Below are 19,102 nucleotides of genomic sequence, written 5' to 3' on the forward strand. Positions count from 1 at the left end.
CACCATGCGTAAATCCATTGCCACCGTTTCCCTCAGCGGATCGCTGGAGCAGAAGCTGCAGGCCATCGCGGCCGCCGGCTTCGACGGCGTCGAGCTCTTCGAGAACGACTTCCTGCACTTCCCCGGCAGCGCGCGGGAACTGCGCCAGCGCGCCGACGACCTGGGGCTGGGCATCGATCTCTACCAGCCCTTCCGGGACTTCGAGGGCATGCCGGAGGCGCTGTTCCAGCGCAGCCTGGAGCGCGCCGAACGCAAGTTCGACGTGATGGAGGCATTGGGTTGCCCGCTGGTGCTGTGCTGTTCCAACACCTCGCCGCAGGCCCTCGACGATCCGGCCCGCAGCGCCGCACAGCTTCGGGAACTGGCCGAGCGCGCGGCACGCCGCGGGCTGAAGGTCGGCTACGAGGCGCTGGCCTGGGGGCGCCATGTCAACCTGTACGGGCAGGCCTGGTCCATCGTGCAGCAGGCCGATCACGCCCACCTGGGCCTGATCCTCGACAGCTTCCACACGCTGTCGCTGGGCGACGATCCTGCAGGCATTGCCGACATCCCCGGCGACAGGATCTTTTTCCTGCAGATGGCCGATGCGCCGCTGCTCGAGATGTCGGTCATCCAGTGGGCCCGCCACCATCGAAACTTCCCCGGCCAGGGGCAGCTCGACGTGCAGGATTTTTTCTATCACACCCTGCGTTCGGGCTACAGCGGCAACCTGTCGCTCGAGATCTTCAACGACGTGTTCCGCGAGACCCCCAACCGCCGGACGGCCGTGGATGCCATGCGTTCGCTGCTGTTCCTCGAAGACCGCGTGCGCGAACGCCTGGCCCACGAAGCGGGCGCCGCGGGCCAGGCCCAGCCGCTGCCGGCCGTGCCGCTGTTCGCGCCGCCCGAGCCGCAGGCTCTGGGCGGTGTGGCCTTCGTCGAATTCGCCGTCGACGAACAGGCCGCGCAGTCTCTGGGCGCGCTCTTCCGTGCCATGGGTTTTGCCCGCGCCGGCGAGCACCGCAGCAAAAAGGCCACGCTCTACCGGCAGGGCGAGGCCGCGCTCATCCTCAATGCCGAACCGGGCTCCTTTGCCCGCTCGCGCTTCGGCCATTTCGGCCCGACGGTGTGCGCCATGGGCATTCTGGCCGATGACCCGCAGCAGGCCGCCGACCGCGCCGCCGCGCTGTGCTCGGCCCGCCTGGACAGCCCCATCGGCCCGGGCGAAACCCGCATGCCCGCCATCGTCTCGCCGGGCGGCATCGTGCTGCACTGGGTGCCCCGGGCGCTCGGCCAGGACGGCCTGTTCGCCGCCGACTTCGTGCTCGAGGCGGATGCCGCCGTTCCGCGCAGCGCCGGCATCACCGGACTGGACCACATCGCGCTCGGCATGACGGTGGACCAGCGCGACACCTGGATGCTGTTCGCACGCGCCGTGCTCGGCCTGCAGCCGGCGGCCACGGTCGAGTTCGCCGATCCGTTCGGGCTGGTCTCCAGCACCGGCGTGGGCGGCGCCGGCCAGGCCCTGCGGTTCGTGCTCAACGTGTCGCAGAGCCAGCAGACCGATACCGCACGCAAAGCCCATGCGCAGGGCGGCGTCGCGGTGCACCACATCTCGCTGGCCTGCGCCGACATCTTCGCGGCGGTCCAGGCGCTGCGGGCGCAGGGCGTCAGGCTGGTGCCGATCTCGCGCAACTACTACGACGACCTCATCGCCCGCACCGACCTGCCCCAGCCGCTCATCGAGCGCATGGCCGAAGCCGGCGTGCTGTTCGACCGCTCGCCCGACGGCGACTACTTCCACTGCTACACCGACACCGTGGCCGACCGCTTCAACTTCGAAGTGGTGCAGCGCGTGGACGGCTACGACGCCTATGGCGGCATCAATGCCGCCGCCCGTCTGGCCGGCGCCTGAGGCCGCCCGGCCGGTGAACGGGCAGGCGCCGGACACGCGCTTCGGGGTGGTTCGCCGTTTTTGCAAGACAATGGCGACCATCTCCTTTTCTTGCGTTCCGGGCCCTGCGCCCGCCTGACCATGATCACCCACCCCGAGTCCGAAGGCCCGTCGCCCGGCCTGCCCCGCGAAACCCTGGGCGACATGCCCAACCCCCTGGGCCTGGACGGCATCGAATTCATCGAATACGCCACCGCCCGCCCGCTGGCTTTCGGGCAGGTGCTCGAATCGATGGGATTCCGTGCCATCGCCCGCCACCGCTCGCGCGAGGTCGTGCTCTACCGCCAGGGCAGCATGAACGTCATCGTCAATGCCCATGTGGAGGGCGCCGCCCCCGAAGGGCCGGCCGACATGCCGCGCATTGCCGCCATCGCCCTGCGCGTGCGCAACGCCGCCTATGCCTACCAGGTGCTGCAGGATCGCGGCGCCTGGCCGGTGCGCAGCCATGTCGAGGTGATGGAACTCAACATTCCCGCCGTGCACGGCGTGGGCCACAGCCAGATCTACCTGATCGACCGCTACCGGGAGTTCTCGATCTACGACGTGGATTTCGTACCGATCCCCGCCATCGACAGCCGCCCGCCGGCGCTGGCGGGCATGCATTTCTTCGGTGTGGTGCAGTACGTGGGCATGGGCCGCTCGGACGACTGGGTGGCGTTCTATGCCGAACTCTTCGGTTTCCAGCTCATGCCGCAGGACACCCGCTTCGGCATCCTGCCCAAGGGCTACGTGCTGGAGAGCCCCTGCGGCCAGTTTTTCCTGCAGCTCATCGAGCCCGAGCTCGACGCGCTCGACATCAACGGCGAGGAAAGCCTGCACCGGCTGGCCTTCGGTGCGCCGGATGTGCTGGAGCTGGTGCGCGAGCTGGGCCAGCGCGGCGTGCATTTCGTCGAGTCGCCCATCCTGCACGTCGAACAGAAGGGTGCGCTCACCCAGCCCTCGATGGGCGGCGTGAGCTTCGAGCTGGTCCACCACACGGCGAGGCCCGCGCCATGACGCCCGTGGGCGATTTCTGCGTCGACCTGGACTCGCTGGCCGGTCCCTTGCCCCAGCGGCTGGCCGAGGTGCGCAAGGCCGGTCTCACCGCCGTCGTGGCCCGTGCCGAAGGCCTGGCCGGGCAGGGCGATGCGATCGAGGACTGGCAGGGCTTGCGCCTGGCCGCCCTGAGCGTGGCGCTGGACTACGAAGGGTTGGACGGTGCCTTGCACCAGCACAAGCTCAACGTGGCCAAGTCGCTGCTCCTGCAGTGCCGGCGTCTGCGCTGCCGCACGCTGGTGATCGAGGCCTCGACGCTGGCGGCCGCTTCGCGCGACTTTGCCCACACCGTGCGCGACCTGCGCAAGCTGGCCTTGCTGGCCGTGCCGCCCGGCCTGCGGATCGCCCTGCGGGCCCATCCGGGGGCCAGCCACGTGCGCGACTTCATGGTCGCGGCCGATCTCATCCAGGCCGCCGAACAGCCCAACCTGGGCCTGGCGCTCGATGTGCGCGAATGGCTGGCCGAGCCGGCCGACCTGTCGCAGCTCGAGGGCATAGCGCCCGAGTCGATTTTTATGGTCCAGCTTGCCGATGCCCTGCAGCCGGTGGCCGCGCCGGCCGAGGGGCCGAGCGCCGCGCTGGTGCCCGACGACCTGCTGTTCCCGGGCGAGGGCCTGCACCGCGCCCGCCTGCAGGCCCTGGTCGAACGGCTGCACCGCGTGGGTTTTGCAGGCGACTACGTGTTCTGGGATGTCCAGGCCGATTGCCGCATCCTGCCCGACGGCGTGGTGGCCCGGCGCGCACGGCGGGCTGCCGACTGGCTGGCCGAGGATGTGCTGCGCCGCAGCCAGCCGCTGAGCGCGCTGCGCCGGCGGGTCGTCGGCTGAGCGCGGCCGGCAGCCGGCCCGCTTCAGTCCAGCATGCGCCCGGCGAAGAGCTTGGCGCAGACGTCCTCGATCAGCTTGAACACCGTCTGCTGGGTCAGGGTGTGGGTGCGCCGCGCCGAGGTGGCGACGGCCACCAGGCTCAGCAGCTCCGGCTCGACGATCCCGTGCATCGAGAACTCGCCCGGATGGCTGGCCACTGCGTACTGCGGCAGGATGGCCATGCCGGCGCCGTCGGCGACCAGATCCAGGATGGTGGAGACGCCGTCGATCTCCAGCGCGATCGCCGGACGCTGGCCGATCGCCGCCATCTGCGTCTCGACCAGCATACGAATCGCGTTGGGGCGCGCCGGGATCACCAGCGGCATGCGCGCCACTTCGGCCAGGCGCAGCGGACCGGCGGCCAGGCCCTCCGAGACCGGCGCCACCAGGAACAGCGTGTCCTGCATGAGCGGCTTGATCTCCAGCTCGGGCAAGGCCTGGGGGTTGTAGAGCAGGGCGATGTCGAGGCGGCCGTTCTGCAGGTTTTCCTGCATGCTGTGCGACAGGCCCTCGGTGATGGACAGGGTGGCGTAGGGCAGGCGGCGGCGGAACTCGCGTGTCAGCGTCAGCGTCATGGCGCGCGCCATGCTGGGCGGCAGGCCGATGGCCACGCGGCCTGACAGACTGCCCTTGACCCGCCCCAACTCCTCGACGGTGCGGGCCACCTGGTGCAGGATGCCGCGGCCGTGCTCGAGCAGCAGCTTGCCGGCCTCGGTCGTCGTCACGCCGCGGCCGTTGCGCACCAGCAGGTTCTGCCGCAATTCGACCTCGAGCAGCCGGATCTGGCGGCTGAGGGCCGGTTGTGCCACATTGAGCACATTGGCGGCACGGGTGAAGCTGCCCAGTTCGGCGACGTGCACATAGTATTCGAGCTGTTTGAGGTCCATGGCGGGCGAAGTATATGTATTCGTCGAGGTTTCCTGTCTATCATATCAATTCGGCATAGCTGATAGCGCCCAGGCTTGGTAGCCGCAGCCATGCGCCCCCGAGACAATGGACAGCAAGACAGATCCCGGGGCGCCCGTGCGCGGCCGGGCTGTCACGGCCGCCCGGCTTCGAGCACGCGCGGCGGCAAACCAATGCAGTGCAACTGCGCAGCGGAGACAAAAAATCATGTCGGATACGAAGCAGGCCGTGGACGTCCAGGCCTTTTTTAACGCCCATCGTTTCTCGGGTTATCAGTGGCTGATCTTCGGCATCTGTTTCCTGATCGTGCTGCTCGACGGCTTCGATACCGCGGCAATCGGCTACATCGCGCCCTCGCTGATCGCCGAATGGGGCGTGAGCAAGCCGGCCCTGGCCCCGGTGCTCAGTGCCGCGCTCTTCGGCCTGGCGGCGGGCGCACTCTCGGCCGGCCCGCTGGCTGACCGGCTGGGGCGCAAGCGGGTGCTGATCGGCTCGGTGCTGGTGTTCGGCGGCGCCTGCCTGGCCTCGGCCTTCAGCGGCACGCTCGAGCATCTGGTGGGCTGGCGTTTCGTCACCGGCCTGGGCCTGGGTGCAGCGATGCCCAATGCCGTCACGCTGATGAGCGAGTACTGCCCCGACAAGAGCCGCGCCACGCTCACCAATGCCATGTTCTGCGGTTTTCCGTTGGGAGCCGCTTTCGGCGGTTTCCTGGCCGCCTGGATGATTCCGCATTTCGGCTGGCGCAGCGTGCTGGTGCTGGGCGGCGTGGTGCCGCTGGGCCTGGCCGTGCTGATGCTGCTGGCCATGCCCGAATCCGTGCGCTACATGGTGGCGCGGGGCCAGCCGGTGGCGCGCATCCGGCGTGTGCTGGCGCGTATCTCCCCGTCGGCCAACGGCATCGAATCCTTCCGCCTGAGCGAACGCAAGCAGGCCATCATGAACGCCGACGGCCAGGAAAAGACCGGTCTGCGTCTGGTCTTCAGCGCCGAGTACCGGATCGGCTCGCTGATGCTGTGGGTCGCCTACTTCATGGGCCTGGTGATCTTCTACGCCCTCATCAACTGGATGCCGGTGCTGTTCCGCGAGGCCGGCATGGAACCGCATCGCGCCACGCTGATCGCCGCGCTGTTCCCGCTCGGCGGCGTCGGTGCCGTGTTCTTCGGCTGGCTGATGGACCGCTACAACGCCAACAAGATCATCGCCCTGGGTTATCTGCTGACCGCCGTGTCCATCTACCTCATCGGACAGACGGTCGGCCATGACGGCCTGCTGGTGGTCATGGTCTTCGTGGCGGGTACCATCATGAACACCGCGCAGTCTTCGCTGCCGGCGCTGGCCGCCGCCTTCTACCCGACCCAGGGCCGCGCCACGGGCGTGTCGTGGATGCTGGGCATCGGCCGCTTCGGCGGCATCGCCGGCTCGTTCCTGGTGGCCCAGCTGTCGGCACACCAGATGGGCTTTGGCGGCATCTTCACGGTGGTGGCCATTCCCGGCCTGATCGCCGTGGTCGCGCTGCTGGTCAAGCAGTGGGCCCACCCGGAAGAATCCGGCCGCGGCGCCGGTGCCCGCGCCGCGACCGCCGCGCACTGAGTTCCGCACCGATACGTTTTCACCCGCGCTTTTCTCATCCAGAGTTGAACAAGGACTACACATGATCATCGACTGCCACGGCCACTACACCACCGCGCCCAAGGCGCTTGCCGACTGGCGCGACAAACAGATCGCCAACCTCAACACGCCCGAACTGGGCCCCAAGGCCAGCGAGCTGAAGATCAGCGACGACGAACTGCGCGAGAGCATCGAGCTCAACCAGCTCGCCAAGATGAAGGAGCGCGGCTCCGACCTCACCATCTTCTCGCCGCGCGCCAGCTTCATGGCCCACCACATCGGCGACTTCAACGTCTCGTCGACCTGGGCCGCCATCTGCAACGAGCTGTGCTACCGCGTCTCCCAGCTCTTCCCCGACAACTTCATCGCTGCCGCCATGCTGCCGCAGTCGCCCGGCGTCGATCCGGCCACCTGCATTCCCGAACTCGAGAAGTGCGTCAACGAATACGGCAACGTCGGCATCAACCTGAACCCCGATCCCTCGGGCGGCCACTGGACCAGCCCGCCGCTGTCCGACCGCCACTGGTACCCCATCTACGAAAAGATGGTCGAGTTCGACATCCCGGCCATGATCCACGTGAGCACCAGCTGCAACGCGTGTTTCCACACCACCGGCGCGCATTACCTCAACGCCGACACCACGGCCTTCATGCAGTGCCTGACCTCCGACCTCTTCAAGGACTTCCCCACGCTGAAGTTCCTGATCCCCCACGGCGGCGGCGCAGTGCCCTACCACTGGGGCCGTTTCCGCGGTCTCGCCCAGGAGCTCAAGAAGCCCCTGCTCGACGAGCACCTGCTCAACAACATCTTCTTCGACACCTGCGTCTATCACCAGCCGGGCATCGATCTGCTGACCAAGGTCATTCCGGTCAAGAACATCCTGTTCGCCTCCGAAATGATCGGTGCGGTGCGCGGCATCGACCCGACCACCGGCCACTACTACGACGACACCAAGCGCTACATCGAGTCGTCCACCATCCTCACCGACGCGGATCGCCACAGCATCTACGAGGGCAACGCACGGCGCGTCTTCCCGCGTCTCGATGCCGCCCTCAAGGCCCGCGGCCACTGAGCCCGCCCAACCTCTTTCAGGAGAACAAGATGTACGAACTCGGAGTCGTTTACCGCAACATCCAGCGCGCCGATCGCGCTGCCGCCGACGGCCTGGCCGCGCTGGGCTCGGCCACGGTGCACGAGGCCATGGGCCGCGTCGGCCTGCTCAAGCCCTACATGCGTCCGATCTACCCCGGCGCGAAAGTCTCGGGCACGGCCGTGACCGTGCTGCTGCATCCGGGTGACAACTGGATGATGCACGTGGCCGCCGAGCAGATCCAGCCCGGCGACATCGTGGTGGCCGCCATCACGGCCGAATGCACCGACGGTTATTTCGGCGACCTGCTGGCCACCAGCTTCCAGGCCCGTGGCGCCCGCGCGCTGATCATCGATGCGGGCGTGCGCGACGTCAACACGCTGCAGGAAATGAACTTCCCCGTCTGGAGCAAGGCCATCAGCAGCAAGGGCTGCATCAAGGCCACCATCGGCTCGGTCAACATCCCCGTGGTGTGCGCGGGCATGCTCGTGACCCCCGGCGATGTCATCGTCGCCGACGACGACGGCGTGGTCTGCGTGCCGGCCGCTCTCGCCGTCCAGACCCTCGAGGCCGCGACCAAACGCGAATCCTTCGAAGGCGAGAAGCGCGCCAAGCTGGCCTCGGGCGTGCTCGGCCTGGACATGTACAAGATGCGCGAACCGCTCGAAAAAGCCGGCCTGCGCTACATCGACTGAGCCCCGCGCCCATCCATCATCCAAGGAGACCCCGAATGAGTTTCGAAAAAACACCGGGCTGGCTCGACTGGTACGCCGGTCCTTCCAAGCCGCGTTTCCAGGTGCCCGCCGGCGCCGTCGATGCCCACTGCCACGTCTTTGGTCCGGGCGACCAGTTCCCCTTCGCGCCCGAGCGTAAATACACGCCCTGCGATGCCTCCAAGGACCAGCTGTTCGCGCTGCGCGACCACCTGGGCTTCGACAAGAACGTGATCGTGCAGGCCACCTGCCACGGCGCCGACAACCGCGCCCTGGTCGATGCGCTCAAGGCCTCGAACGGCCGCGCCAAGGGCGTGGCCACGGTCAAGCGCAGCATCTCGGATGCGGAACTGCAGGAGCTGCATGCCGCCGGCGTGCGCGGCGTGCGTTTCAACTTCGTCAAGCGCCTGGTCGACTTCACGCCCAAGGACGAACTGCTCGAGATCGCCAACCGCATCGCGCCCCTGGGCTGGCATGTGGTCATCTATTTCGAAGCCGTCGACCTGCCCGAGCTGTGGGACTTCTTCACCAGCCTGCCGACCACCGTGGTGGTCGACCACATGGGCCGGCCCGACGTGAGCCAGCCCGTCGACGGACCGGAATTCGAGCTCTTCGTGAAGTTCATGCGCGAGCACGAGAACGTCTGGAGCAAGGTCAGCTGCCCCGAGCGCCTGTCGCTCACCGGCCCGGCCGCGCTCGACGGCGAGCAGAATGCCTACCGCGACGTGATTCCTTTCGCCCGCCGCATCGTCGAGACGTTCCCCGACCGCGTGCTGTGGGGAACCGACTGGCCGCATCCCAATCTCAAGAACCACATGCCCGACGATGGGCTGCTGGTCGATTTCATACCCCACGTTGCCACGACGCCCGAACTCCAGCGCAAGCTGTTGGTCGACAATCCGACGAGACTTTATTGGGGAGACTGACATGTCACTCGAGAAACCGTATACCGACGTGCCCGGCACGACCATCTTCGACGCCGAACAGTCGCGGCTGGGTTATCACCTGAACCAGTTCTGCATGTCGCTCATGAAGGCCGAGAACCGCGTGCGCTTCAAGGCCGACGAGCGGGCCTATCTGAACGAATGGCCGATGAGCGAGGCGCAGAAGCAGGCCGTGCTCGATCGCGACCTCAACCGCTGCATCTCGCTGGGCGGCAACATCTACTTCCTGGCCAAGATCGGCGCCACCGACGGCAAGAGCTTCCAGCAGATGGCCGGCTCGATGACCGGCATGACCGAGGAAGAGTACCGCAACATGATGATCCAGGGCGGCCGCTCCGCCGAGGGCAACCGCTACGTGGGCGAGGACGGCGACGCACAGACCCAGCACCAACCCCAAGGCCAGGCCGGCAAGAAAGCGAGCATCTGACATGGCACGCATCACCGCATCCGTCTACACCTCGCACATCCCCGCCGTGGGCGCCGCCATCGACCTCGGCAAGACCCAGGAAGACTACTGGAAGCCCGTGTTCGCCGGCTACGAGTTCACCAAGGAGTGGTTCAAGGAGAACAAGCCCGACGTCATCTTCCTGGTCTACAACGACCACGCGACGGCGTTCAGCCTGGACCTGATCCCCACCTTCGCCATCGGCACCGCGGCCGAATACCAGCCGGCCGACGAAGGCTGGGGTCCGCGCCCCGTGCCCAAGGTCGTGGGCCATCCCGAACTCGCGGCCCACATCGCGCAGTCCGTGATCCAGCAGGACTTCGACCTCACCATCGTCAACAAGATGGACGTCGACCACGGCCTGACGGTGCCGATGTCGCTGGTCTGCGGCCAGCCCTCGAAAGAAGACTTCGTCTGGCCCTGCCCGGTGATCCCCTTCGCCGTCAACGTGGTGCAGTATCCGGTTCCGTCGGGCCAGCGCTGCTTCAACCTCGGCGCTGCCATCCGCCGCGCGATCGAGAGCTTCCCCAAGGACCTCAACGTGCAGATCTGGGGCACGGGCGGCATGAGCCACCAGTTGCAGGGACCGCGCGCCGGTCTCATCAACCGCGAGTGGGACAACGCCTTCCTCGACCGCATGATCGCCGACCCCAAGGGCCTGGCCGCCGTGCCGCACATCGACTATGTGCGCGAGGCCGGCTCCGAAGGCATCGAACTGGTGATGTGGCATATCGCCCGCGGTGCCATGAACGACATCGATGGCGGTCCGGCTCCCACCGTGCGTCACCGCTTCTACCACGTGCCCGCCTCCAATACGGCAGTCGGCCACCTGGTGCTCGAGAACTGATCCGGACCCCGCGTCCGCTTCAGCCGTCCATCCCAGGCTCCGCGCCGGTCCCGTCCGCGCGGAGCTGCTTCCAGGAAAACCCATGACCCAGAAGACCATCAAAGTCGCGCTCGCAGGTGCAGGCGCCTTCGGCATCAAGCACCTCGACGGCATCAAGAACATCGACGGAGTCGAAGTCGTCTCGCTGATCAGCCGCGATCTCGAGAAGACCCGCGAAGTCGCCGACAAGTACGGCATCGCCCATGTCACCACCGACCTCGCCGACAGCCTGGCCCTGCCCGAGCTCGATGCCGTCATCCTGTGCACGCCCACGCAGATGCATGCGGCGCAGTCCATCCAGTGCCTGAAGGCCGGCAAGCACGTGCAGGTCGAGATTCCCCTGGCCGACAGCCTGGCCGACGCCGAAGCCGTCGCCGCCGTTCAGAAGGAAACCGGCCTGGTGGCCATGGTGGGCCATACCCGCCGCTTCAACCCCAGCCACCAGTACGTGCACAACAAGATCACGGCCGGCGAGTTCAACGTCCAGCAGATGGATGTGCAGACCTATTTCTTCCGTCGCACCAACACCAATGCGCTGGGCCAGGCCCGCAGTTGGACCGACCACCTGCTGTGGCACCACGCCGCGCACACGGTCGATCTGTTTGCGTATCAGGCCGGCGAGATCGTGCAGGCCAACGCCATCCAGGGCCCCATCCATCCCACGCTGGGCATCGCGATGGACATGTCGATCCAGCTCAAGAGCAAGAGCGGCGCCATCTGCACCCTGAGCCTGAGCTTCAACAACAACGGCCCGCTGGGCACGTTCTTCCGTTACATCGGCGACAGCGACACGTACATCGCCCGCTACGACGATCTGGTCAACGGCAAGGAAGAGAAGATCGACGTCTCCCAGGTCGATGTCTCCATGAACGGCATCGAGCTGCAGGATCGCGAATTCTTCGCGGCCATCCGCGAAGGCCGCGAGCCCAACTCCAGCGTGCAGAGCGTGCTGCCGTGCTACCGTGTCCTGCACCAGCTGGAGCAGCAGCTCAACGCGGCGGCTTGATGCCGGGGCTTCGGGCCTTGGCCTGAAGCAGACGTGCAGCGGGGCATTGCCCGCCGCGGCATCCCCCTGCACAGCCGCCCCGTCCGGCGCCGCCACAGCCATCGGGCTGGAGGACCTGTTTCATGCGAGCAGGGCTTCCGGCCCTTTTTGTTTTTTCCACCCCATCCCCTGCAAGGAATCGCCATGACTGCCAGCCGCGCCCTCGGGCCCTTTTCCGTCAGCCCCATCGGTCTGGGCTGCATGAACCTCAGCCATGCCTACGGCGTGCCGCCCGCGCGCGAGCAGGCCGAGCGTGTCCTGCTGGCCGCGCTCGATGCAGGCGTCACGCTGTTCGACACGGCAGCGCTGTACGGCTTCGGCGCCAACGAGACCCTGGTGGGCGAGGTGCTGTCGCCTCATCGCAAGCGCTTCACCCTGACCAGCAAGTGCGGCATGCAGGGCGTGGACGGCAAGCGGGTGATCGATGGCCGGCCGGCCACGCTCAAGGCCACCTGCGAGGCGGCGCTCAAGCGGCTGCGCACCGATGTCATCGACCTCTACTACCTGCATCGCTGGGACAAGCAGGTGCCCATCGAAGAAAGCGTGGGCGCCCTGGGCGACCTGGTGCGCGAAGGCAAGATCCGCGCGGTCGGGCTCTCGGAAGTGTCGGCCCCCACCTTGCGCCGGGCCCATGCCGAACATCCGATCGCCGCAGTGCAGACCGAGTATTCGCTGTGGACCCGAAATCCCGAGGTGGCCGTGCTCGAGGCCTGCCGTGAACTGGGCACGGCATTCGTGGCTTTCAGCCCTGTCGGACGGGGTTTCCTGTGCGGTGCGGTGACCGATGCCGCGCAGCTCGATGCCAAGGACATCCGCGTCGCCATGCCGCGTTTCCAGCCCGACAACCTGGCCAGGAATCTGGCGTGGCTGCCGGCCTACCGCGCACTGGCCGAGGAAGCCGGCTGCAGCCCCGCCCAACTGGCCCTGGCCTGGCTGCTGCACAAGGCGCCGCACATCATCCCCATCCCCGGGACGACCCGCGTCGACCATCTGCAGGACGACCTGGGCGCGGCACAGGTGCAACTGTCGCCTGCAGTGCTGGAGCGGGTCGAGGCCCTGGTCAACACCGGCACCGTGGCCGGCCACCGTTATGCGGCGCAGGCCCGTACCGAGGTCGATACCGAAGAAGTCGCCTGAACCTCGCGCGCCACGGCTTCGAGTTCGCCGCGCAGCCAGCGATGGGCAGGATCGTGGCGCACCCGTTCGTGCCACACCATGTACATCGCCAGCCGGGGCGTGGCCAGCGGCAGCGGTGCCGTGGCCAGGCCGGCCAGCGACTGCCGCGCCAGCAGCGAGGGCGCCGTCGCCAGCCAGGTGCTGCCGCGCAGCATGGCGCCCAGTGCCGCCAGGCCGGGCACGGTGGCCACGACGTGGCGCTGCACGCCTTCGGCCAGCAGCCACTGGTCGATGTCCAGCATCGAGCCCATCTCGTAGCTGACCGACAGGTGTTCGCCCGCAAGATAGTCCTCCCGGCGGGTGGGCGCGGCGCGTTCGCCGGCATCGTAGAACACCACGTAGCGGTCGTCGAACAGGCGTTTCTGCACGATGTCCGCGGCATTCGGCGGCCGGGGCGTGATGAGCAACTGGCAGTTGCCTTCGCGCAGCAGAGCCGGCTCGGGGGCGCCCGAGGGCACGATGCGCAGGACCACGCCCGGCGCCTGGGCCCTCAGCCGGCGCAGCAGCGCGGGCAGCAGCAGGTCGCGCTGCAGGTCGTTGGCCGCCAGCGTCAGGCACAGATCCAGGCGCTCGGGGGCGAAGGCCACGGCCGTCGAGAAGCCCTGAAGCCCCGCCAGCAGCTCGCGTGCGCGGCCGGCCAGCAGCGCGGCCTGGCTGGTGGCCGTGATGCCGCGCCCCGCGCGCACGAACAGCGCGTCGCCCGTGATGGCCCGCAGCTTGTCCAGCCCATGGCTGACCGCCGACTGCGTCACCCCCAGGCGCTGCGCCGCACGCGTCACCGATTGCTCGTCGTACACGGCCAGCAGCAGCGTCAGCAGATGACCGTCGAGGTCCAAATGATCGTATGTGCTCATGGGCATCATGAAAAAAAGCCGGTTGATCGCCGGGCCTGGCGCCGCAACACTGGACGGCATCGACGAACCAGGAGACTTTGCCATGTGCAGCCCCATACCCGGCACCGTTTTGTTTGACGGACATCAAGCCATCAAGGGATATGCCCTCAACAAGATGTGCTATTCCTTCAACGACGCGGCCAACCGCAACGCATTCCTGCGCGACGAGGAGGCCTACTGTGCGCGTTTCGGGCTGAACGCCAGCCAGCGCAGCGCCATCCGCAGCCGGCAGGTGCGCGATCTCATCGAGGCCGGCGGCAATGTGTATTACCTGGCCAAGTTCGCCGGCATCCTTGGCCTGGATGTGCAGGATCTCGGCGCCCAGCAGACGGGCATGAGCAAGGACGCCTTCAAGGCCAGGCTTCTGGCTGCGGCCCACGACGAAACGGGAGTGCTCTGACCATGGCCCATATCGTCGGCGCCATCGCCACCTCGCACGTGCCCGCCATCGGCCGGGCCATCGCCAAGGGCCTGCAGCAGGATGCCTACTGGAAACCTTTCTTCGACGGCTTCGTGCCGGTCCGGCAGTGGCTCGAGACAGCCCGGCCCGATGTGGTCGTCTGCCTGTACAACGACCATGGCCTGAACTTCTTCCTCGACAAGCTGCCGACCTTTGCCGTCGGTGCGGCACCGCGTTACACGAATCGGGACGAGGGCTGGGGCATCCCGCAGGTTCCGCCTTTCGCGGGCGATCCGGCCTTGTCCTGGCATCTCATCGAGCACCTGGTGGCGGCCGAATTCGACATCACCTCGTGCCAGGAAATGGATGTCGACCATGCCTTCACGCTGCCCATGGAGCTGCTGTGGCCGCACCGCGAATGGCCGGTGAAGGTGGTGCCGGTGAGCATCAACACCGTGCAGTTCCCCTTGCCCTCGGCCCGGCGCTGCTACAACCTGGGCGCGGCGATCGGCGAGGCCATCCGCGCCTGGCCGACCGACCAGCGCGTGCTGATCCTGGGCACGGGCGGGCTGTCGCACCAGCTCGACGGCGAGCGGGCCGGCTTCATCAACCGGCGTTTCGACCAGGCCTTCATGGACAGCCTGACCGCCGATCCGCGCTGGGCCACGCGCTTGAGCATCCACGAACTGGTCGAACGCACCGGCACCCAAGGCGTCGAATGCCTGATGTGGCTGGCCGCACGGGGCGCGCTGGGCGAGCATGCGCGCTGCCTGCATCGCAATTACCACATCCCGATCTCGAACACGGCCTCGGGCCTGATGCTGCTGGAGCCGGCCGATGCGGCCCCCGGCGAGGCCCATGCCTGCGAGGCACGAGCAGCGCAGGCCGTGGCCTGACGCAACGGCCGGCCTGGCCTAGAGCAACGCCCGCAGTTCCCGGGCCGCATCCTGCATCACCGGCAGTTGCTCGCGCAGCAACTGCTCGGGCGTGTGGGTGCGCGGCGAGGCCACCAGATTGAGCGCGGCCAGGGTCTGTCCCTGCATGTTGCGCAGCGGCACCGCCAGCGCATGCACACCCAGTTCATGCTCCTCGCTCGCCAGACAGTAGTCGTCGGCGCGCACCTGCGCGATCCGGGCCTTGAAGGCCTTGTGGTCGGTCACCGTCAGCGGCGTGAGGCGGGCCAGCTCGCGCGGGGCGGATCGGCCGTCCGCATCGCGCACGCGCAGCCAGGCCAGCAGCGCGCGGCTGTCGAGTGCGGCCAGCAGCACCCGCCCGGTCGAGGTGGCATGCGCCGGCAGGCGCGCCCCCAGATGAAGGCCATAGGCCAGGATGCGCTCGGCGCCGCTGTAGGTGGCGCTGCGGGCCACGATGACGACCTCGGCCTCGTCGCGAACCACCACCGAATACGACGACAGCGTCTGCGCCGCCAGCCGGTTGAGCGTGGCCTGAACCATGCGGGGCAGCCGCGCCGAGGCCAGGTAGCTGCCCGAGAAGCGCAGCACCTTGGCCGACAGCCAGAATGCGTGGCCGTCGCTCTCGAGATAACCCAGGTGCGCCAGCGTGAGCAGGTGGCGCCGTGCCGCCGCCCGTGTCAGTCCCGCGCGCTCGGCCGCCTGGGTGGCGTTGAGGCGCTGGCGTTCGGTGTCGAAACTCTCGAGCACGGCCATGCCCTTGGCCATGCCTTCGATGAAATCCGCTTTCTGGATGGTCGCCGGGCCCGGCTCGGGCGCTCCCGTGGGGGTGCGTGGCATGGGATATCTCCTGTCAGGTCTTCTTTTGCGCGATTATCGCGCAATTGATCCGATCATCGCGCAATGTCGTCATGCGGGCGCTGGTGCCGACGGCATCCAAAGCCTACGCTAGGGCCATCGAACAACCAATAGACATCTGGAGACAAGACATGCGTACGCAAGTCGCCATCATCGGTGCGGGCCCCGCAGGCCTGCTGCTGGGCCAGCTGCTGCACAAGGCCGGCATCGACAACATCATCGTGGAGCGCCAGAGCGGCGACTATGTGCTGGGCCGCATCCGCGCCGGCATCCTCGAACAAGTCACCATCGACCTCGTCGACGAAGCCGGCCTGGGCCAGCGCATGCACGCCGAAGGCCTGGTGCACGGCGGCATCGAACTGCTGTTCAAGGGCGAGCGTCACCGCATCGACCTCAACGGTTTCACCGGCGGCAAGAACGTGATGGTCTACGGCCAGACCGAACTGACCCGTGACCTGATGGAGGCCCGTGCCGCCGCCGACCTGCAGACCGTGTACTCGGCCAGCCAGGTCGCCGTGCACGACTTCGATTCCAGCCAGCCGCGCGTGACCTTCGAGAAGGACGGACAGGTCCACGAGATCCGCTGCGACTTCATTGCCGGCTGCGACGGCTTCCACGGCGTCTGCCGTGCCAGCGTGCCCGAAGGCGCCATCACCGAGTACGAAAAGGTCTACCCCTTCGGCTGGCTGGGCCTGCTCTCCGACACGCCGCCGGTCTCCGAGGAACTGATCTACGCCAACACGCCGCGCGGTTTTGCCCTGTGCTCGCAGCGCAGCCTCACCCGCAGCCGCTACTACCTGCAGGTGCCGCTGACCGACAAGGTCGAGGCCTGGTCGGACGACGCCTTCTGGGCCGAACTGAGCCTGCGCCTGGACGACGAGGCCCGCGAACGCCTGGTCACCGGTCCTTCGCTCGAAAAGAGCATCGCGCCGCTGCGCAGTTTCGTGACCGAACCGCTGCGCTTCGGCCGCATGTTCCTGGCCGGCGATGCCGGTCACATCGTGCCGCCGACAGGCGCCAAGGGCCTCAACCTGGCGGCTTCGGACGTGAAGTACCTCTCGACGGCATTCATCGAGTTCTACCGCGAACGCAGCGAAGCCGGCATCGACCACTACTCGCAGCGCTGCCTGTCGCGCATCTGGAAGGCCGAGCGCTTCTCGTGGTGGTTCACCAGCCTCATGCACCGTTTTCCCGAGACCGGCGAGTTCGGCCAGAAGATCCAGGAAGCCGAGCTCGATTACCTGGTGGGCTCGGCCGCGGCCTCGACCGCGCTGGCCGAGAACTACGTGGGCCTGCCGATCAAGGCCTGAGCCTTGCCCCAAGGCGGCCGCTGGCCCGGCGTCTGTCCGGGGGCCCCAGGCCAAGCCGGGGAGCGGTAACGGGCAACGGGCGACGGCAAGGCGGTGCCCGCCGCAGTCCAGCGCCAGGCTCAGCCGCTGCCCAGCCGCGCCAGCGCCTGCATGCGGTAGGCCTGCGGACTGAGTCCGGTGTGTTTGCGAAAGAAGCGGCCGAAGTACGCCTCGTCCTCGAAACCCAGGCTCGCAGCGATCTGTTTGATGCTGCTGACGGTGTAGATCAGGTCGCGCTGGGCCTCGTGCAGCACCCGGTCGTTGATCACGTCGATGCTGGACATGCCCAGGCTTTCCCGCGTGAGGCGGGTGAGCTGGCCCGCCGTGATGCCCAGCCGCGCCGCGTAGTCCGCCACGCCCAGACGCTCGCGGAAATGCTCGTCCACCAGCCGTCGAAACACCTCGAGCTGCTGGCCTTTGCGTGACGACGCCGGCCAGACCGATGGCTCGAGGGTGTCGTTGAGGCGTGCCACCTGCACCATCAGGGCCGTCAGCAGCGACAGGCCCGCCGCCACCTGGCCGGCCGCCGGCATGCGCCATTCCCGCTCGATGGCTCGGAACAGCGGCATGAGTCCTTCCGTATGGCGTCCGCCCTCGGGCAGGTTCATCACCATGGGCGTGCGCAAGGTCTGCATCAGCTCGGGCATCACCACGCCCGCCATCGATTCGAGCGGCCTCTGCGCGGCGGTCACCACCACGCCGTTGACGCGCGGATTGAATTCGAAACCGTGCACATGGCCCGCCGGAACCAGCACCAGCGCGGGCGCCCGCATGGTCCAGCGGCTGTCGTTGAGCAGCGTGTGTCCTTCGCCCTCGCTCATGAACAGAACCTGCAGGAAAGCGCCGTGCAGGTGCGGCTGGATCTCCCATTCGTACAGGCTCGAGCGTTCGGGGATCCACTCGAAGTTGAACATGTTGCTCCAGCCCGCCGGTGCGTTGTCGCCATAGAGGGCGTAATGCGGAATGGTGTGGGCGCGGGGCAGGAGCGCCTTGCCGTCTGTCGAAATGTGCATGCACGAAATGTCCGGCCTGTCGCAGATTCCGTCATATGGTGCTAACCCTTGTTTTAAAGGATATGCACGAATCGTCCAGTCAATGGCCGGTTTTGTGGCGTGTCGTCCCGGCCTTGCGCTTCCACAATTTGCCGCTGAACAGTCCACATAGGAGACCGCAGTGGCGGATAAGCAGGCAACAGCAGGCCATGGCACATGGCTGGAATTGGAAGACAAGGTCTGTGTCGTGACCGGCGCGGCCAGCGGCATCGGGCTGGCGCTGGCGCATGCCCTGGCCGGCGTCGGGGCCCGCGTGGCCTTGTGGGACCGCGACGCCGAACGGCTGGCCGAGGCCGCGCAGGCGCTGAAGGCCCAGGGCGCCCAGGTGCTGGCCCAGCCCTGCGACACCGCCGACGAGGCCAGCGTGCTGCGCGCCGCCCAGGCCGTGCGCGAGACGCTGGGGGCCGCTCATGTGCTCGTCAACAACGCCGGGCTGCTGCGCTCCGGCAGCCTGTCCGCCATCAGCCTGGCGGACTGGAACCATGTGCTGGCGGTCAATCTCACCGGTTACCTGCTGTGTGCACGCAGCCTGGCCCCGCAGATGATCGAACGCGGTGCGGGCAGCGTGGTGCATGTGGCCTCCATCTCGGCCAGCTATCCGCAGAGCCACAGCGGCGCCTACAGCGCCAGCAAGGCCGGTGTGCTGCTGCTGTCGCGCCAGTTGGCCGTCGAATGGGCAGGGCAGGGCATCCGCAGCAACGCGGTGTGCCCCGGCATGATCCGCACGGCCCTGTCGCAGTCCTTCTACCGGCAGCCCGGCGTCGAGGCCGCACGCGCGGCGGCCACCGCCAGCCGCCGCATCGGCGAGCCGGTCGACATCGCGAACGCCGCGCTGTTCCTGGCCAGCCCGCGCTCGGCCTACGTCAACGGCGCCGAACTCGCGGTCGACGGCGGCATGCCCAACATGCTGATGGATCTCGTGCCGCGTCCCGGCTTCAACAGCGGCACGTCGGGGTCGGCATCGCCGGCATCGGCGGGCCAGGAGTAAAGCC

Annotated in this window: 19 protein-coding genes; 15 read left to right on the forward strand and 4 right to left on the reverse strand. The window is 67.6% G+C overall.

Annotated features, from left to right (window positions below):
- Positions 1-4: 4 nt before the first annotated feature.
- The 3 genes from EC845_RS21540 (at position 5) to EC845_RS21550 (ending at position 3,795) form a co-directional block, all read left to right on the forward strand.
- Positions 5-1,894, forward strand: a complete 1,890-nt coding sequence (locus EC845_RS21540) for a bifunctional sugar phosphate isomerase/epimerase/4-hydroxyphenylpyruvate dioxygenase family protein (protein ID WP_123300448.1) — start codon at positions 5-7, stop codon at positions 1,892-1,894.
- Between the two features lie 120 nt (positions 1,895-2,014).
- Positions 2,015-2,929, forward strand: coding sequence for a VOC family protein (locus tag EC845_RS21545; protein ID WP_123300628.1), 915 nt, complete (start codon positions 2,015-2,017; stop codon positions 2,927-2,929).
- The gene (locus EC845_RS21550) at positions 2,926-3,795 is read left to right on the forward strand and encodes a sugar phosphate isomerase/epimerase (RefSeq protein WP_123300449.1); all 870 of its coding nucleotides are present in this window, start codon (positions 2,926-2,928) and stop codon (positions 3,793-3,795) included. Before EC845_RS21545 ends, EC845_RS21550 begins: the two co-directional genes overlap by 4 nt.
- A 23-nt stretch (positions 3,796-3,818) precedes the next feature.
- Here the strand turns inward: EC845_RS21550 and EC845_RS21555 are convergent, their stop codons facing one another.
- On the reverse strand, positions 3,819-4,721 hold the full coding sequence (locus EC845_RS21555) for a LysR substrate-binding domain-containing protein (protein ID WP_123300452.1): 903 nt from the start codon (positions 4,719-4,721) through the stop codon (positions 3,819-3,821).
- Positions 4,722-4,947: 226 nt separating this feature from the next.
- Between EC845_RS21555 and EC845_RS21560 the strand changes: the two genes are divergently transcribed.
- From EC845_RS21560 to EC845_RS21595, 8 genes are all read left to right on the forward strand, one after another.
- The gene (locus EC845_RS21560; RefSeq protein WP_123300454.1) at positions 4,948-6,330 is read left to right on the forward strand and encodes an MFS transporter; all 1,383 of its coding nucleotides are present in this window, start codon (positions 4,948-4,950) and stop codon (positions 6,328-6,330) included.
- Between the two features lie 61 nt (positions 6,331-6,391).
- Complete coding sequence (locus EC845_RS21565) at positions 6,392-7,420, forward strand: amidohydrolase family protein (RefSeq protein WP_123300456.1); 1,029 nt, start codon at positions 6,392-6,394, stop codon at positions 7,418-7,420.
- A gap of 29 nt (positions 7,421-7,449) precedes the next feature.
- Positions 7,450-8,133 (forward strand): 4-carboxy-4-hydroxy-2-oxoadipate aldolase/oxaloacetate decarboxylase, encoded by a 684-nt coding sequence (ligK, locus tag EC845_RS21570; protein ID WP_123300458.1) that lies wholly within the window; start codon positions 7,450-7,452, stop codon positions 8,131-8,133.
- A gap of 35 nt (positions 8,134-8,168) precedes the next feature.
- Positions 8,169-9,077, forward strand: coding sequence for an amidohydrolase family protein (locus EC845_RS21575; protein WP_123300460.1), 909 nt, complete (start codon positions 8,169-8,171; stop codon positions 9,075-9,077).
- A 1-nt stretch (position 9,078) separates the two neighbouring features.
- A complete protein-coding gene (gene ligA, locus EC845_RS21580; protein ID WP_123300462.1) occupies positions 9,079-9,522 on the forward strand; it encodes a protocatechuate 4,5-dioxygenase subunit alpha in 444 nt (147 codons plus the stop codon).
- A 1-nt stretch (position 9,523) separates the two neighbouring features.
- Complete coding sequence (locus EC845_RS21585; protein WP_123300464.1) at positions 9,524-10,387, forward strand: class III extradiol dioxygenase subunit beta; 864 nt, start codon at positions 9,524-9,526, stop codon at positions 10,385-10,387.
- 82 nt (positions 10,388-10,469) lie between these two features.
- The gene (locus tag EC845_RS21590; RefSeq protein ID WP_123300466.1) at positions 10,470-11,432 is read left to right on the forward strand and encodes a Gfo/Idh/MocA family oxidoreductase; all 963 of its coding nucleotides are present in this window, start codon (positions 10,470-10,472) and stop codon (positions 11,430-11,432) included.
- A gap of 183 nt (positions 11,433-11,615) precedes the next feature.
- Positions 11,616-12,608 (forward strand): aldo/keto reductase, encoded by a 993-nt coding sequence (locus tag EC845_RS21595; RefSeq protein ID WP_123300469.1) that lies wholly within the window; start codon positions 11,616-11,618, stop codon positions 12,606-12,608.
- On the opposite strand, the gene EC845_RS21600 is transcribed toward EC845_RS21595, so the two are convergent.
- Positions 12,560-13,501 (reverse strand): LysR family transcriptional regulator, encoded by a 942-nt coding sequence (locus EC845_RS21600; RefSeq protein ID WP_123300630.1) that lies wholly within the window; start codon positions 13,499-13,501, stop codon positions 12,560-12,562. The two genes, EC845_RS21595 and EC845_RS21600, sit on opposite strands and share 49 nt — an antisense overlap.
- 82 nt (positions 13,502-13,583) lie before the next feature.
- On the opposite strand from EC845_RS21600, the gene EC845_RS21605 reads away from it, so the two are divergent.
- Positions 13,584-13,940 carry a protocatechuate 4,5-dioxygenase subunit alpha gene (locus tag EC845_RS21605; RefSeq protein WP_123300471.1) on the forward strand — a complete coding sequence of 119 codons (357 nt, stop codon included), beginning with the start codon at positions 13,584-13,586 and terminating at the stop codon, positions 13,938-13,940.
- A 2-nt stretch (positions 13,941-13,942) separates the two neighbouring features.
- A complete protein-coding gene (locus EC845_RS21610) occupies positions 13,943-14,836 on the forward strand; it encodes a class III extradiol dioxygenase family protein (RefSeq protein ID WP_123300473.1) in 894 nt (297 codons plus the stop codon).
- Between the two features lie 18 nt (positions 14,837-14,854).
- Here the strand turns inward: EC845_RS21610 and EC845_RS21615 are convergent, their stop codons facing one another.
- Positions 14,855-15,691: an IclR family transcriptional regulator C-terminal domain-containing protein gene (locus EC845_RS21615; protein WP_123300475.1), complete on the reverse strand. Its 837-nt coding sequence runs from the start codon at positions 15,689-15,691 to the stop codon at positions 14,855-14,857.
- A gap of 149 nt (positions 15,692-15,840) precedes the next feature.
- On the opposite strand from EC845_RS21615, the gene pobA reads away from it, so the two are divergent.
- Positions 15,841-17,019: a 4-hydroxybenzoate 3-monooxygenase gene (pobA, locus tag EC845_RS21620; RefSeq protein ID WP_123300477.1), complete on the forward strand. Its 1,179-nt coding sequence runs from the start codon at positions 15,841-15,843 to the stop codon at positions 17,017-17,019.
- A gap of 119 nt (positions 17,020-17,138) precedes the next feature.
- Here pobA and EC845_RS21625 read toward each other — a convergent pair whose 3' ends face one another.
- On the reverse strand, positions 17,139-18,071 hold the full coding sequence (locus tag EC845_RS21625; RefSeq protein ID WP_123300479.1) for a helix-turn-helix domain-containing protein: 933 nt from the start codon (positions 18,069-18,071) through the stop codon (positions 17,139-17,141).
- 160 nt (positions 18,072-18,231) lie between these two features.
- Between EC845_RS21625 and EC845_RS21630 the strand changes: the two genes are divergently transcribed.
- Positions 18,232-19,098 carry an SDR family NAD(P)-dependent oxidoreductase gene (locus EC845_RS21630; RefSeq protein WP_123300481.1) on the forward strand — a complete coding sequence of 289 codons (867 nt, stop codon included), beginning with the start codon at positions 18,232-18,234 and terminating at the stop codon, positions 19,096-19,098.
- Positions 19,099-19,102 lie beyond the last annotated feature (4 nt).

It is taken from the genome of Comamonas sp. BIGb0124 (genome assembly GCF_003752175.1).
Classification (GTDB): Bacteria; Pseudomonadota; Gammaproteobacteria; order Burkholderiales; family Burkholderiaceae_C; genus Comamonas_F.

What these genes read in the sequence shown, in the direction of transcription:
- EC845_RS21540 (WP_123300448.1), top strand. Translation starts at nt 5, where the DNA reads ATGCGTAAATCCATTGCCACCGTTTCCCTCAGCGGATCGCTGGAGCAG.
- EC845_RS21545 (WP_123300628.1), top strand. Translation starts at nt 2,015, where the DNA reads ATGATCACCCACCCCGAGTCCGAAGGCCCGTCGCCCGGCCTGCCCCGC.
- EC845_RS21550 (WP_123300449.1), top strand. Translation starts at nt 2,926, where the DNA reads ATGACGCCCGTGGGCGATTTCTGCGTCGACCTGGACTCGCTGGCCGGT.
- EC845_RS21555 (WP_123300452.1), bottom strand. Translation starts at nt 4,721, where the DNA reads ATGGACCTCAAACAGCTCGAATACTATGTGCACGTCGCCGAACTGGGC.
- EC845_RS21560 (WP_123300454.1), top strand. Translation starts at nt 4,948, where the DNA reads ATGTCGGATACGAAGCAGGCCGTGGACGTCCAGGCCTTTTTTAACGCC.
- EC845_RS21565 (WP_123300456.1), top strand. Translation starts at nt 6,392, where the DNA reads ATGATCATCGACTGCCACGGCCACTACACCACCGCGCCCAAGGCGCTT.
- ligK (WP_123300458.1), top strand. Translation starts at nt 7,450, where the DNA reads ATGTACGAACTCGGAGTCGTTTACCGCAACATCCAGCGCGCCGATCGC.
- EC845_RS21575 (WP_123300460.1), top strand. Translation starts at nt 8,169, where the DNA reads ATGAGTTTCGAAAAAACACCGGGCTGGCTCGACTGGTACGCCGGTCCT.
- ligA (WP_123300462.1), top strand. Translation starts at nt 9,079, where the DNA reads ATGTCACTCGAGAAACCGTATACCGACGTGCCCGGCACGACCATCTTC.
- EC845_RS21585 (WP_123300464.1), top strand. Translation starts at nt 9,524, where the DNA reads ATGGCACGCATCACCGCATCCGTCTACACCTCGCACATCCCCGCCGTG.
- EC845_RS21590 (WP_123300466.1), top strand. Translation starts at nt 10,470, where the DNA reads ATGACCCAGAAGACCATCAAAGTCGCGCTCGCAGGTGCAGGCGCCTTC.
- EC845_RS21595 (WP_123300469.1), top strand. Translation starts at nt 11,616, where the DNA reads ATGACTGCCAGCCGCGCCCTCGGGCCCTTTTCCGTCAGCCCCATCGGT.
- EC845_RS21600 (WP_123300630.1), bottom strand. Translation starts at nt 13,501, where the DNA reads ATGAGCACATACGATCATTTGGACCTCGACGGTCATCTGCTGACGCTG.
- EC845_RS21605 (WP_123300471.1), top strand. Translation starts at nt 13,584, where the DNA reads ATGTGCAGCCCCATACCCGGCACCGTTTTGTTTGACGGACATCAAGCC.
- EC845_RS21610 (WP_123300473.1), top strand. Translation starts at nt 13,943, where the DNA reads ATGGCCCATATCGTCGGCGCCATCGCCACCTCGCACGTGCCCGCCATC.
- EC845_RS21615 (WP_123300475.1), bottom strand. Translation starts at nt 15,691, where the DNA reads ATGCCACGCACCCCCACGGGAGCGCCCGAGCCGGGCCCGGCGACCATC.
- pobA (WP_123300477.1), top strand. Translation starts at nt 15,841, where the DNA reads ATGCGTACGCAAGTCGCCATCATCGGTGCGGGCCCCGCAGGCCTGCTG.
- EC845_RS21625 (WP_123300479.1), bottom strand. Translation starts at nt 18,071, where the DNA reads ATGCACATTTCGACAGACGGCAAGGCGCTCCTGCCCCGCGCCCACACC.